The organism is Kitasatospora sp. NPDC002543 (assembly GCF_053594915.1).
Genome location: NZ_JBSFWR010000025.1, coordinates 1 through 13,434, shown reverse-complemented (window position 1 = coordinate 13,434; position 13,434 = coordinate 1). Strand labels below are relative to the sequence as shown.

The window sequence follows — 13,434 nt, the reverse complement described above, 5'->3', positions numbered from 1 at the left end:
CGTTGCTGCGGCGGCGTTAGCCTACTGCCTGCTCACGGTAGCGCACGATCTTGACGAACTCCTCGGCGTCCAGCGAGGCACCGCCGACCAGGCCGCCGTCGATGTCGGGCTTGGCCATCAGGCCGGCCGCGCTCGACGACTTCACCGAGCCGCCGTACAGCACGCGGACCTTGCCGGCCAGCTCGGCGTCGTACAGCTCGGCGATCCGCGCGCGGATCGCGGCGCAGACCTCCTGCGCGTCCTCCGGGGTGGCCACCTCGCCGGTGCCGATCGCCCAGACCGGCTCGTACGCGACCACGATCGACTCGGCCTGGTGGGCCGGGACGCCGGCCAGGCCGCCGTCCAGCTGGGCCAGGGTGTGCTCGACGTGGGTGCCGGCCTTGCGGACGTCCAGCGGCTCGCCGACGCAGAGGATCGGGGTGATCCCGGCGCGGTAGGCGGCCTTCACCTTGGCGTTGACGATCTCCTCGTCCTCGCCGTGGTACTGGCGGCGCTCGGAGTGGCCGATCACCGCGTAGGTGCACTGCAGCTTGGCCAGCATCGGGCCGGAGACCTCGCCGGTGTAGGCCCCGCCGTCGTGCTGCGAGATGTCCTGCGAGCCGTACTTGATCTTCAGCTTGTCGCCGAACACCAGGGTCTGCACCGAGCGCAGGTCGGTGAACGGCACCAGGACGGCGACCTCGACGGCCTCGTAGTCCTTGTCGGCCAGCGCGAAGGCCAGCTTCTGGGTGTGCTGGATGGCCTCAAGGTGGTTGAGGTTCATCTTCCAGTTGCCCGCCATCAGCGGGAGACGGTCGGTCATGTGCTTTCAGTCCTCCAGAGCGGCGAGACCGGGGAGGGTCTTGCCCTCCAGGTACTCGAGGCTGGCGCCGCCGCCGGTCGAGATGTGCCCGAACTCCGTCTCGTCGAAGCCCAGGATGCGGACGGCCGCGGCGGAGTCGCCGCCACCGACCACGGTGAACGCGTCGCTGTCGATCAGGGCCTGCGCGACGGCCTTGGTGCCGTTCGCGTAGTCCGGGTGCTCGAAGACGCCCATCGGGCCGTTCCAGAACACGGTGCCCGCGTCGGCCAGCTTGGCCGCGTACAGCTCGCGGGTCTTCGGGCCGATGTCCAGGCCCTCCTCGTCGGCCGGGATGGCGTCCGCGGCGACGGTCGAGGGGTTCGCCGGGGCCTTGGTCTTGAGGTCCGGGAACTCGGCGGAGACCAGGACGTCCACCGGCAGCACGAACTCGACGCCGCGCGCCTCGGCCCGGGCCAGGTACTCCAGGACGGTCGGGATCTGGTCCGCCTGCAGCAGCGAGATGCCGACCTCGTGGCCCTTGGCCTTGAGGAAGGTGTACGCCATGCCGCCGCCGATCAGGATCCGGTCGGCCTTCTCCAGCAGGTTGTCGATCACGCCCAGCTTGTCGGAGACCTTGGCGCCGCCCAGCACCACCACGTACGGGCGGGCGACCTCCTCGGTGAGCTTCTTCAGCACGCCGACCTCGGTGGCGATCAGGTCGCCGGCGGCGTGCGGCAGCAGCGCCGGCAGGTCGTAGACCGAGGCGTGCTTGCGGTGCACGGCCCCGAAGCCGTCACCGACGTACAGGTCCGCCAGCGCGGCCAGCTGCTCGGCGAAGGCCTTGCGCTCGGCGTCGTCCTTGCTGGTCTCGCCGGCGTTGAAGCGCAGGTTCTCCAGCAGCGCGACCTCGCCGGCCGCCAGCCCGGCCACGGTGGCCGCCGCGCTGTCACCGACGGTGTCGGCGGCGAAGGCGACGTCCTTGCCGAGGATCTCGCCGAGGCGCACGGCCACCGGCGCGAGCGAGAACTTCGGGTCCGGCTCGCCCTTGGGGCGGCCGAGGTGCGAGGCCACGACGACCTTCGCGCCGGCCGCGGCCAGCTTGGCGATGGTCGGCGCGACGGCGCGGATCCGGCCGTCGTCGGTGATCGTGTCGCCGTCCAGCGGCACGTTCAGGTCGGCGCGCACGAACACGCGCTTGCCTTCGACGCCGGCTTCGATGAGCTCTTCGATGGTCTTCACGGGGATTCGGTTTCTCCTGGGGAGATGGTTGATGCGCAGTGAGGCGGCACGGCGCAGGGGCCGCCTGAGAAGTCCTTGAGCGCGGAACGAGGGCCCGGCCGGCACCGTACGCCGCCCGGGCCCTCGCCCCTACATCACGTCAGCTCCCGCAAGGTCAGAGCTGCCCGCCGACGAGGGTGACCAGGTCGACCACGCGGTTCGAGTAGCCCCACTCGTTGTCGTACCAGCCGAGCACCTTGACCTGGTTGCCCTGGACCATGGTGAGCTGGCTGTCGAAGATGCACGAAGCCGGGTCGTTGACGATGTCCGAGGAGACGATCGGGTCCTCGGTGTAGGCCAGGATGCCCTTGAGCGGGCCCTCCTGCGCGGCCTTCTGGAAGGCCGCGTTGACCTCGTCCTTGGTGACCTCGCGCTCCAGGGTGACGACCAGGTCCGTGATGGAGCCGGTCGGGACCGGGACGCGCAGCGAGGTGCCGTCCAGCTTGCCCTTCAGCTCCGGCAGGACCAGGGCGGTCGCCTTGGCGGCGCCGGTCGAGGTCGGGATGATGTTCTGCGAGGCCGCACGAGCACGGCGCAGGTCCTTGTGCGGGAAGTCCAGGGTCACCTGGTCGTTGGTGAACGCGTGGACGGTGGTCATCAGGCCCTTGACGATGCCGAAGGCCTCGTTCAGCACCTTCGCCATCGGCGCCACGCAGTTGGTGGTGCAGGAGGCGTTGGAGATGATGTGGTGGTTGGCGGCGTCGTACTTCTCGTCGTTGACGCCCAGCACGATGGTGACGTCCTCGTCACTGGCGGGCGCCGAGATGATGACCTTCTTCGCGCCGGCGGCGAGGTGCTTCTTCGCGGCCTCGGCCTTGGTGAAGATGCCGGTGGACTCGACGACGATGTCGGCGCCCAGGGCGGCCCACGGGAGGTTGGCGGGGTCACGCTCGGCGGTCACCTTGAAGGTGTGGCCGTCGACGGTGATGCTGTCCTCGGTGTGCGAGACCTCGCCCGGGAAGGTCCCCAGGGTGGTGTCGTACTTGAGCAGGTGGGCCAGGGTCTTCGTGTCGGTGAGGTCGTTGACACCCACGACCTCGATGTCCGCGCCCTGAGCCTTGACCGCGCGGAAGAAGTTGCGGCCGATGCGGCCGAAGCCGTTGATGCCTACCCGGATCGTCACGAACCGATCTCCTCGTTAGGTACGCCGGGCGCGAGGCCCGGCGGGGGTGAGATTTGGGAAGTCCCCGACCGCCTATGACCCTACCCCTCCGGGGCCTGGGACGGCACATCGCGCCGCCTGGTGGGACCGGGCGTGGCGCGGCCGAAACCCGATTTCAGGCCGTCCGGCCTTGCTCCGCCGGGCAGTTGGTCCCGGGCCAGTGGTCTCTACCAATTCGGGAGTGTCGGCGGGCCCGGAAACCCGTTCGGAGGCCGCCCCCGGGACCACCCGGGAACGCCGACGGCCGACGCCCCCGAGCGGGGGCGCCGGCCGTGGTGTCGTCACCGGGCGTGACCGTCAGTTCATCGCCATCTCGTCGGTGATGCTGGCCTCGGTGCTCGGCAGGCCGAGCTCGGAGGCGCGCTTGTCTGCCATCGCCAGCAGACGGCGGATCCGGCCGGCCACCGCGTCCTTGGTCAGCGGCGGGTCGGCGAGCGCGCCCAGCTCCTCCAGCGAGGCCTGCTTGTGCTGCATCCGCAGCTGGCCGGCCGCGGCCAGGTGCTCGGGCACCTCGTCGCCGAGGATCTCCAGCGCGCGGGCCACCCGGGCGCCGGCCGCCACCGCGGCCCGGGCCGAGCGGCGCAGGTTGGCGTCGTCGAAGTTGGCCAGCCGGTTGGCGGTGGCGCGCACCTCGCGCCGCATCCGGCGCTCCTCCCAGGCCAGCACCGACTCGTGCGCGCCGAGCCGGGTCAGCAGGGCGCCGATCGCGTCGCCGTCGCGGATCACCACCCGATCCACGCCGCGCACCTCGCGGGCCTTGGCCGGGATGCCGAGCCGACGGGCGGCGCCGACCAGCGCGAGGGCGGCCTCGGAGCCGGGGCAGGTGATCTCCAGCGAGGAGGAGCGACCCGGCTCCGTGAGCGAGCCGTGCGCCAGGAAGGCCCCGCGCCAGGCCGCCTCGGCGTCACAGGTCGCCCCGGAGACGACCGCCGGGGGCAGCCCCCGGATCGGACGGCCGCGGCCGTCCACGAGCCCGGTCTGGCGTGCGAGCAGCTCGCCGTCCTTGACCACCCGCACCACGAAGCGGCTGCCGCGGCGCAGCCCGCCGGGGGCCATCACCACGAGGTCCGAGGAGTGCCCGAAGATCTCCAGCAGGTCCTTGCGCAGCCGCCGTGCCGCCGCTCCGGTGTCCAGCTCCGCCTCGATCACGATGCGGCCGCTCACGATGTGCAGTCCGCCCGCGAACCGCAGGATCGCCGACACCTCCGCCTTGCGACAGCAGGCCCGGGTGACCGGGAGCCGGCTGATCTCGTCCTTCACCGCTGGAGTCATCGCCATGGCCCGATCCTTCCATGTGTCCGGAAAATCCGGTCGTACGCTGCCGCCAACAGCTCGGGGTCGTGTCGCGGCGTCCCGTCGGTGCGGGCCACCGAGCCGAGTACCAGAGCGGCGCCCATCCGGGCCGCGGACTTCTCCAAGCCGTCCAGGTCGGCCTGGCCGAAGGCCCCGCCGGTGACGGCGCGCTCGTCCACCAGGATCGCATCCACCGCGAGGTCCGGAGCGTGGTCGGCGATGACCTCCAGGTGGCGCTGGGGGGTGAAGCCCTCGGTCTCCCCGGGCTGGGGGGCCAGGTTCAGGGTGAGCAGCCGGCGGGCGCGGGTCTCGGTGAGCGCCGCGGCCAGCTCGGGCACCAGCAGGTGCGGCAGCACGCTGGTGAACCAGGAGCCGGGGCCGAGCACCACCCAGTCCGCCTCCCGGACGGCCGTGACCGCCTCCGGGACGGCGGGCGGCTCGTCGGGCAGCAGCCGGATCGACTGCACGGTGCCCGGGGTCACCGCGACGTCGGCCTGGCCGCGGACGGCCGTGAGCTCGCCGGGGTGCAGCGGGTCGTGGCCGCGGACGGTCGCCTCGATGTCCAGCGGCACCGCCGACATCGGCAGCACCCGGCCCTGGACGTTGAGCAGCCGGCCGACCCAGTCCAGTGCCGCCACCGGGTCGCCCAGCTTCTCCCAGAGCGCGACGATCAGCAGGTTGCCGACCGCGTGGCCGCCGAGCTCCCCGTTGCCGGTGAAGCGCTGCTGGATCACCTCGGACCAGGTGCGGCCCCAGTCGTCGTCCCCGCACAGCGCGGCCAGCGCCTTGCGCAGGTCGCCCGGGGGCAGCACCCCCAGCTCCTCGCGCAGCCGCCCGCTGGAGCCGCCGTCGTCGGCGACGGTGACCACGGCGGTCAGGTCGCTGGTGAGCCGGCGCAGCGCGGACAGCGAGGCGGACAGGCCCTGCCCGCCACCGAGCGCGGTGATCCTCGGGGCCGGATTGGCCCGGGCGGGACTGCTGCGCGGACGACTCGGCGCCGTGGGCCGGGCCGGGCTGCCCGCCCGGTCACCGGTCCTGCTCTGCGGCTGCCGCCCGGGCACGTATCCCGCCACAATCACCTCGCGTTCCTCGGCCCGCCGACCGCTCCGCCGACGGGCCCGGCAGGGAGGCGGCGGTTACTCCCGTCCCATGTCACGGTGAACGAGCACCGTCTCGACTCCGTCGGCGATGAGACGCTTGGTCAGACGCTCGGACATGGCGACGCTGCGGTGCTTGCCACCGGTGCAGCCTACGGCAAGCGTCATGTAGCGCTTCCCCTCGCGGCGGTATCCCTCGGTGATGATGCGCAGCAGCTGGGTGTAGCCGTCCAGGAACTCGTTGGCTCCGGGCTGCTGGAAGACGTAGTCGGCGACGTCCGCGTCGGTGCCGGTGCGGGCCCGCAGTTCGGGCACCCAGTGCGGGTTGGGCAGGAAACGGCAGTCCACCACGAGGTCGGCGTCGACCGGCAGGCCGTACTTGAAGCCGAAGGACATCACGGTGGCGCGCAGCTCGGGTTCGTCGTGGTCGGCGAACTGGGCGTCCAGCTTGGCCCGCAGCTGGTGCACGTTGAGGTTGGAGGTGTCGATCACCAGGTCGGCCTCGCCGCGCAGGTCGCGCAGCAGGTCGCGCTCCTGGGCGATGCCGTCCACGATCCGGCCGTCGGCCTGCAGCGGGTGCGGGCGGCGGACGCTCTCGAAGCGGCGCACCAGCGCCTCGTCGGAGGAGTCCAGGAAGACGACCCGGAGCCGGACTCCGCGCTTCTCCAGCTCGTCCAGCGAGGTGAGGAGGTCGTCGAAGAACTGCCGGCCGCGGACGTCCACGACCACGCCGATCCGGGCGACGTTGCCCTGGGAGCGCGCGCCCAGGTCGACCATGGTCGGGATCAGGGCCGGCGGCAGGTTGTCCACCACGAACCAGCCGAGGTCCTCCAGGCACTTGGCCGCGGTGGAGCGGCCGGCTCCGGACATGCCGGAGATGATCACCAGCTCCGGCGCGTTCTCGGCCACGTCTGACACGGTCACTTCGGTTCCCCGCTCTCGGTCTTTCTGCTGGGGAGAACGCGTACGGCTCGGCCGCCCTTCCCCGGCCCGGGCAGGCGGGCGGGGCCGGGGCGCACCGGCTGACGGGCGGCGTCGGCCGTCATGGCGTCTCCTGGGATGGTGCGGTCTGGGGTGCTGCTGCCACCGGCTCGGTGGTCTCGTCGACCCCGTCCTCGATGATCTCGCCGGTCGCGGTGTTGACCGCGGGTGCGACGGGTGTACGGGACGACAACGCCTCCGCAACAGTCTGCGCGGTGCGGCGTCCGATGCCGGGTACCTCGCAGAGCTCGTCCACGGTGGCGGCCCGGAGCTTCTTCAGCGAGCCGAAGTGCTTGAGCAGCGCCCGGCGGCGAGTCTCGCCGAGGCCCGGGACGGAGTCCAGTTCCCCGGCGGTGAGTCGCTTGGAACGCTTGTTGCGCTGATAGCTGATCGCGAAGCGGTGCGCCTCGTCGCGGACCCGCTGGAGCAGGTAGAGGCCCTCGCTGGAGCGGGGCAGCACCACCGGGTCGTCCTCACCCGGCAGCCAGACCTCCTCCAGGCGCTTGGCCAGGCCGCACAGCGCGACGTCGTCGATGCCGAGCTCGTCCAGCGCGCGCTTGGCGGCGGCGACCTGCGGCTGGCCGCCGTCGACGACCAGTAGCTGCGGCGGGTAGGCGAAGCGCTTGGGGCGGCCGTCCTCGGTGCGCGGGCCGTCCTCCGGCCGGTCGTCCTCGGCCGGGCCGTCCTCGGACTCCGGGACGGCCCACTCGCCGGTCTGTTCGCGCTCCTGGAGGTAGCGGCGGAAGCGCCGGCTGATCACCTCGTGCATCGAGCGGACGTCGTCCTGGCCCTCGAAGCCCCTGATCTGGAAGCGCCGGTACTCGCTCTTGCGGGCCAGGCCGTCCTCGAAGACGACCATGGAGGCGACCACGTCCTCGCCCTGGAGGTGGGAGATGTCGTAGCACTCGATGCGCAGCGGGACGGAGTCCAGCTCCAGCGCGTCGGCGATCTCCTGGAGGGCGCGGCTGCGGGTGGTGAGGTCGGAGGCGCGCTTGGTCTTGTGCAGCGCGAGCGCCTGCTGGGCGTTGCGCTGCACGGTGGCCATCAGGTCCTTCTTGTCGCCGCGCTGGGGGATGCGCAGGTCGACCTGGCTGCCGCGCAGGCCGCCGAGCCACTCGCGGACCGGCTCCGCCGGGTCGGGCAGGGCGGGGACGAGCACCTCGCGGGGGACGGACTCGCCGCCGCCGTAGAGCTGCTGGAGGGCGTGCTCGACCAGGCCGGCGGTGTCCACGTCCTCGACCTTGTCGGTGACCCAGCCGCGCTGGCCGCGCACCCGGCCGCCGCGGACGTGGAAGATCTGCACGGCGGCTTCGAGCTCGTCCTCGGCGACGGCCAGCAGGTCGGCGTCGGTGGCGTCGGCGAGCACGATGGCGTTCTTCTCCATCGCGCGCTTGAGGGCGCCGATGTCGTCGCGCAGCCGGGCCGCCTTCTCGTACTCCAGCTCGGCCGCGGCCTCCCGCATCCCGTCTTCCAGCCGGCGCAGGTAGTTGCCGGTGCGCCCGGCCATGAAGTCGCAGAAGTCCTCGGCCAGCGCCCGGTGTTCGTCCGCCGAGACCTTGCCGACGCAGGGCGCGGCGCACTTGCCGATGTAGCCGAGCAGGCAGGGCCGGCCGACCTGGCGGGCGCGCTTGAAGACGCCGTTGGAGCAGGTGCGGACGGGGAAGACGCGCAGCAGCAGGTCGACCGTCTCGCGGATCGCCCAGGCGTGCCCGTACGGGCCGAAGTAGCGCACGCCCTTCTTGTGCGCCCCGCGCATCACCTGGACCCGCGGGTACTCCTCGTTCAGGGTGACGGCGAGTTCCGGATAGCTCTTGTCGTCGCGGTACTTGACGTTGAACCGCGGGTCGAACTCCTTGATCCAGGAGTACTCCAGCTGGAGCGCCTCGACCTCGGTGCCGACGACGGTCCACTCCACCGAGGCGGCGGTGGTGACCATGGTCGCGGTGCGCGGGTGCAGGCCGGCCAGGTCCTGGAAGTAGGACGAGAGGCGCGGCCGCAGGCTCTTGGCCTTGCCGACGTAGATGACCCGGCCGTGGGCGTCGCGGAACTTGTAGACGCCGGGGGAGGTCGGGATCGCACCGGGCGCGGGGCGGTAGGTGCTCGGGTCAGCCATGGGTCCACCGTACCGAGTGGGGCCGGGGCCGCGGGGCGGCGATCGTCAACGGGGACCGTGGCGGTCGGGAGGCGGTCAAGTCGGTCAACTCGGTCAGCTCGGGGTCACCTTGAGGTTGCCGCCCTCGACCGTGACGGTGTAGGCGGGCAGCGGGGAGGGGGCCGGTCCGTCCTGCACGGCGCCGTCGGCGATGGCGAACCGGCTGCCGTGGCAGGGGCACTGGATCTGGGCGTTCTTCACCTGGTCGACGAGGCAGCCGGCGTGGGTGCAGCGGGCGTTGAACGCCTTGTACTGGCCGGCGGTGGGCTGGGTCACCACGATCTTCTGCTCGCGGAAGACCTTGCCGCCGCCCTCCGGCACGGCCGAGGCCGGGCCGAGGTCGACCGGGCCCTTGAGGGCGCCCTTGTCCCCCGCCGAGGAACTGCACCCGGTGACCGCCACGGTGCCGCCGGCCGCCAGGACGGCCGCGGCCCCGCAGAGCAGGGTGCGGCGGGAGGCGGTGGGGCTGGTCTCGGGGGCCTCGGACATCGGTGTGCTCCTACGGTTTGCTGCTGCGGCGAGGGACCACGGAAGTCTATGCGGCGCCCGCCCCGCCGCTCCTGGCAGTGCCCGGGGAGCGGCGGGGCGGGCGGGGCCGCGTCTTCGCGACGGCCGTGTCTTCGCGTCGGTTACTTCTTCGCGGCGGTTACTTCTTCGCGGCGGCCGCGCGCTTGCGCGGCGCCTTCTTCGCCGGGGCGGCGGCCGGGGCGTCCGCGAAGCCGTCCGGCAGGATGTCCCGCAGGAACTTGCCGGTGTGGCTCTCCGGCACGCCGGCGATCTGCTCGGGGGTGCCCTCGGCGACCACCGTGCCACCGCCGGAGCCGCCCTCGGGGCCCATGTCGACGACCCAGTCGGCGGTCTTGATCACATCGAGGTTGTGCTCGATGACGATCACCGTGTTGCCCTTCTCGACGAGCCCGCTGAGCACCTTGATCAGCTTGCTGATGTCCTCGAAGTGCAGGCCGGTGGTGGGCTCGTCCAGCACGTAGACCGTCCGCCCGGTGGAGCGCTTCTGCAGCTCCGAGGCGAGCTTGACGCGCTGCGCCTCGCCGCCGGAGAGGGTGGGCGCGGACTGGCCGAGCCGGACGTAGCCGAGGCCGACGTCGTTGAGCGTCCGCAGGTGCCGGGCGATCGCCGGGACGGCCTCGAAGAACGCCAGCGCCTCCTCGATCGGCATGTCCAGCACCTCGGCGATGGACTTGCCCTTGTAGTGGACCTCCAGCGTCTCCCGGTTGTACCGGGCGCCGTGGCAGACCTCGCACGGCACGTAGACGTCCGGCAGGAAGTTCATCTCGATCTTGATGGTGCCGTCGCCCGAGCAGTTCTCGCAGCGGCCGCCCTTGACGTTGAAGGAGAACCGGCCGGGCAGGTAGCCGCGGACCTTGGCCTCCTGCGTCTCCGCGAAGAGCCGGCGGACGTGGTCGAACACCCCGGTGTAGGTGGCCGGGTTGGAGCGCGGGGTACGGCCGATCGGCGACTGGTCGACGTGCACCACCTTGTCCACCAGGTCGGTGCCGGTGATCCGGGTGTGCCGGCCGGGCACGCTGCGGGCGCCGTTCAGCTCCCTGGCGAGGTGGGTGTACAGGATGTCGTTGACCAGCGTCGACTTGCCGGAGCCGGAGACGCCCGTGATCGCCGTGAAGGTGCCGAGCGGGAAGCCGACCGTGACGTCCTTGAGGTTGTGCTCGCGGGCCCCGTGGACGGTCAGCTGGCGCTTCTTGTCCCGCTCGCGGCGGGTGGTCGGGATCGGGATGGACCGCTTGCCGGAGAGGTACTGGCCGGTCAGCGACTCCTTGTTGGCGAGCAGCTGCTTCAGCGAGCCGGAGTGCACCACCTTGCCGCCGTGCTCACCGGCGCCCGGTCCGATGTCGACCACCCAGTCCGCGGTCTTGATGGTGTCCTCGTCGTGCTCGACCACGATCAGGGTGTTGCCGATGTCGCGCAGCCGCACCAGCGTCTCGATCAGCCGGTGGTTGTCCCGCTGGTGCAGGCCGATGGACGGCTCGTCCAGCACGTACAGCACACCGACCAGGCCGGAGCCGATCTGGGTGGCCAGCCGGATGCGCTGGGCCTCGCCGCCGGACAGGGTGCCGGCCGCGCGGTCGAGCGAGAGGTAGTCCAGGCCGACGTCGACCAGGAAGCGCAGCCGCTCGTTGACCTCCTTGAGGACCCGCTCGGCGATCTGCTTGTCCCGGGCGTTGAGCTTCATCGCGCCCAGGAACTCGGAGCAGTCGCTGATCGACATCGAGGAGACGTCGGCGATCGACTTGTCCTGGACGGTGACGGCGAGCACCACCGGCTTGAGCCGGGTGCCCCGGCAGGTCGGGCAGGGCACCTCGCGCATGTAGCCCTCGAAGCGCTCGCGGCTGCTGTCGCTCTCCGCCTCGGTGTGCCGGCGCTGGATGAACGGGATCGCGCCCTCGAAGCCCGTGCTGTACGAGCGCTCCCGGCCGAAGCGGTTGCGGTAGCGGACCTCCACCTGGTGCTTGTGGCCGTACAGCAGCGCCTTCCTGGCCCGGGCGGGCAGCCCGGCCCAGGGGATGTCGGTGCGGAAGCCGAGCTCCCCGGCCAGCGCGTCGATCAGGCGCTGGAAGTACTCCTTGGCGTGCCCGGCCGACCACGGGTGGATCGCGCCCTCGTCGAGCGAGCGCTCGACGTCCGGGACGACCAGCTCCGGGTCGACCTCCATCCGGTTGCCCAGGCCCGAGCAGTCCGGGCAGGCGCCGAACGGCGAGTTGAAGGAGAACGAGCGCGGCTCCAGCTCCTCGAACGACACGTCGTCGTACGGGCAGTAGAGGTGCTCGGAGTACATCCGCTCGCGCTCCGGGTCGTCCTCGGGGAGGTCGACGAAGTCGAGCACGACCATGCCGCCGGACAGCCGCAGGGCCGTCTCCACCGAGTCGGTGAGCCGCCGCTTGGCGCTGTCCTTGACGGTCAGGCGGTCGATCACCACCTCGACGGTGTGCTTCTCCTGCTTCTTGAGCTTCGGCGGCTCGGCGAGCTGGATCGTCCCGCCGTCGACCCGGGCGCGGGAGTAGCCCTTGGACTGGAGGTCGGCGAAGAGGTCGACGAACTCGCCCTTGCGCTCGCGCACCACCGGGCTCAGCACCTGGAAGCGGGTGCCCTCGGCGAGCTCCAGCACCTTGTCGACGATCGCCTGCGGCGACTGCTTGGCGATCGGACGGCCGCAGTGCGGGCAGTGCGGCTTGCCGATCCGGGCGAACAGCAGGCGCAGGTAGTCGTAGACCTCGGTGATGGTCCCGACGGTCGAACGGGGGTTGCGGTTGGTGGACTTCTGGTCGATCGAGACGGCCGGGGAGAGGCCTTCGATGAAGTCGACGTCGGGCTTGTCCATCTGGCCCAGGAACTGGCGGGCGTAGGACGACAGAGACTCGACGTAGCGGCGCTGGCCCTCGGCGAAGATCGTGTCGAAGGCGAGCGAGGACTTGCCGGAGCCGGAGAGGCCCGTGAAGACGATGAGGGAGTCGCGGGGCAGGTCGAGCGAGACGTTCTTGAGGTTGTGCTCGCGAGCACCGCGGACGATGAGGCGGTCGGCCACTGCTTCTGGCGCCTTTCTCCGGTGCGAGAGGGCTTGCGTTGGGATGTGCTGCTTCTTCCAGGATGCGGCAGCCAGCCTATAGCTCAGACGTTCGAATATCGACCTTGTCCAGCCGGGACCACCCGAACGAGTGAGGCCGACCTCCGGACCGTCCGTACCCGGACCGAAAAAGGGCCTGCTCAGGGCCCGATTTCGGCGGTAGCGTCACATGGTCAACGAGCGGGGCCCCCTCGGGCAACGCGCCGTCGCGCACAGAAGGCAGATGTGATGACCGACCCGAAGTCCGCCGACCCGAAGTCCGCCGCCGCCTCCGCCTCCCGGGCCCTGGCCCGGGTCGAGGAGAGCACCCGGCACCTGCTGCACACCGCCGCCGAGCTGAAGCCGCAGGCCCTCGCCGAACCCTCCGCCCTGCCCGGCTGGACCCGCGGTCACGTGCTCGCCCACCTCGCCCGCAACGCCGACTCGCTGGTCAACCTGCTGACCGGCGCCCGCACCGGCACCGACATCCCCCAGTACGCCACCCACGAGGCCCGCGACGCCGACATCGAGCGCGACGCGCCGCGGCCGCTCGACGTCCAGCTCGCCGACCTGCGCGACTCCCACGAGCGCTTCCTGGCCGCCGCCGCGCGGATGACCGACGAGGCCTGGACGGCGACGGTCAGGCACCGCTTCGGCTACGTCTTCCCGGCCTGCGACATCCCGGCCAAGCGCGTGGTCGAGCTGGAGTTCCACCACGTCGACCTGGACGCCGGGTACACCCCCGCGCACTGGCCGGAGGAGTTCGCGGCCGCCCAGTTCCGCCGGATCTCCGGAGGGCTGGCCGGGGCGGCCGACCTGCCGGCCGTCGAGCTGGTCTCCGACGACACCGCGGACCGCGCCGTGATCGGCTCGGGCGAGGTGTCCCTGACCGTCGAGGGCCCGCTCCGCGCCCTCACCGCCTGGCTCTCCGGCCGTTCCACCGGCGACGGACTGCGCCACGCCCCCGACACCGGCCTCCCCCCGCTTCCCCCGATGGGCTAGGTATAGAACTGCAGGACATTGGTGACACATGGATCTCCGACTACGACGGAGTCCTGTCGTACCCCCCTTCGCTGCACACACCACGCGCCGGTGGCCTCCGACGAAGTTTCG

At 71.5% G+C, this 13,434-nt stretch carries 10 protein-coding genes; 1 reads left to right on the top strand and 9 read right to left on the bottom strand.

Features of this window, described 5'->3' with window-relative positions; translation table 11 throughout:
- Positions 1 to 16: 16 nt before the first annotated feature.
- From tpiA to uvrA, 9 genes are all read right to left on the bottom strand, one after another.
- Entirely contained in the window at positions 17 to 802 is a 786-nt protein-coding gene (gene tpiA / locus ACWD4P_RS13775; protein WP_449779726.1) for a triose-phosphate isomerase, read from the bottom strand.
- 6 nt (positions 803 to 808) lie between these two features.
- Positions 809 to 2,020 (bottom strand): phosphoglycerate kinase, encoded by a 1,212-nt coding sequence (locus ACWD4P_RS13770; RefSeq protein WP_449779725.1) that lies wholly within the window; start codon positions 2,018 to 2,020, stop codon positions 809 to 811.
- A 154-nt stretch (positions 2,021 to 2,174) separates the two neighbouring features.
- Positions 2,175 to 3,182 (bottom strand): type I glyceraldehyde-3-phosphate dehydrogenase, encoded by a 1,008-nt coding sequence (gene gap / locus ACWD4P_RS13765; RefSeq protein WP_359817179.1) that lies wholly within the window; start codon positions 3,180 to 3,182, stop codon positions 2,175 to 2,177.
- Positions 3,183 to 3,518: 336 nt separating this feature from the next.
- On the bottom strand, positions 3,519 to 4,499 hold the full coding sequence (whiA, locus tag ACWD4P_RS13760; RefSeq protein WP_316527119.1) for a DNA-binding protein WhiA: 981 nt from the start codon (positions 4,497 to 4,499) through the stop codon (positions 3,519 to 3,521).
- Positions 4,490 to 5,587 (bottom strand): gluconeogenesis factor YvcK family protein, encoded by a 1,098-nt coding sequence (locus ACWD4P_RS13755; protein WP_359817255.1) that lies wholly within the window; start codon positions 5,585 to 5,587, stop codon positions 4,490 to 4,492. The genes whiA and ACWD4P_RS13755 overlap by 10 nt, the downstream gene beginning before the upstream one ends.
- A 63-nt stretch (positions 5,588 to 5,650) precedes the next feature.
- Complete coding sequence (gene rapZ, locus ACWD4P_RS13750; protein WP_359817177.1) at positions 5,651 to 6,535, bottom strand: RNase adapter RapZ; 885 nt, start codon at positions 6,533 to 6,535, stop codon at positions 5,651 to 5,653.
- 118 nt (positions 6,536 to 6,653) lie between these two features.
- On the bottom strand, positions 6,654 to 8,705 hold the full coding sequence (gene uvrC, locus ACWD4P_RS13745) for an excinuclease ABC subunit UvrC (protein ID WP_359817176.1): 2,052 nt from the start codon (positions 8,703 to 8,705) through the stop codon (positions 6,654 to 6,656).
- A 93-nt stretch (positions 8,706 to 8,798) separates the two neighbouring features.
- Positions 8,799 to 9,233: a Rieske (2Fe-2S) protein gene (locus tag ACWD4P_RS13740; protein ID WP_359817174.1), complete on the bottom strand. Its 435-nt coding sequence runs from the start codon at positions 9,231 to 9,233 to the stop codon at positions 8,799 to 8,801.
- A 157-nt stretch (positions 9,234 to 9,390) separates the two neighbouring features.
- On the bottom strand, positions 9,391 to 12,303 hold the full coding sequence (gene uvrA / locus ACWD4P_RS13735; protein WP_359817172.1) for an excinuclease ABC subunit UvrA: 2,913 nt from the start codon (positions 12,301 to 12,303) through the stop codon (positions 9,391 to 9,393).
- 267 nt (positions 12,304 to 12,570) lie between these two features.
- Here uvrA and ACWD4P_RS13730 point away from each other — a divergent pair, with 267 nt between their 5' ends.
- Positions 12,571 to 13,323: a maleylpyruvate isomerase family mycothiol-dependent enzyme gene (locus tag ACWD4P_RS13730; RefSeq protein WP_449779724.1), complete on the top strand. Its 753-nt coding sequence runs from the start codon at positions 12,571 to 12,573 to the stop codon at positions 13,321 to 13,323.
- Positions 13,324 to 13,434 lie beyond the last annotated feature (111 nt).

Bases quoted from the DNA above. Each gene is read 5' to 3' on its own strand.
- tpiA (WP_449779726.1), bottom strand. From the start codon at position 802: ATGACCGACCGTCTCCCGCTGATGGCGGGCAACTGGAAGATGAACCTC.
- whiA (WP_316527119.1), bottom strand. From the start codon at position 4,499: ATGGCGATGACTCCAGCGGTGAAGGACGAGATCAGCCGGCTCCCGGTC.
- uvrC (WP_359817176.1), bottom strand. From the start codon at position 8,705: ATGGCTGACCCGAGCACCTACCGCCCCGCGCCCGGTGCGATCCCGACC.
- ACWD4P_RS13740 (WP_359817174.1), bottom strand. From the start codon at position 9,233: ATGTCCGAGGCCCCCGAGACCAGCCCCACCGCCTCCCGCCGCACCCTG.
- ACWD4P_RS13730 (WP_449779724.1), top strand. From the start codon at position 12,571: ATGACCGACCCGAAGTCCGCCGACCCGAAGTCCGCCGCCGCCTCCGCC.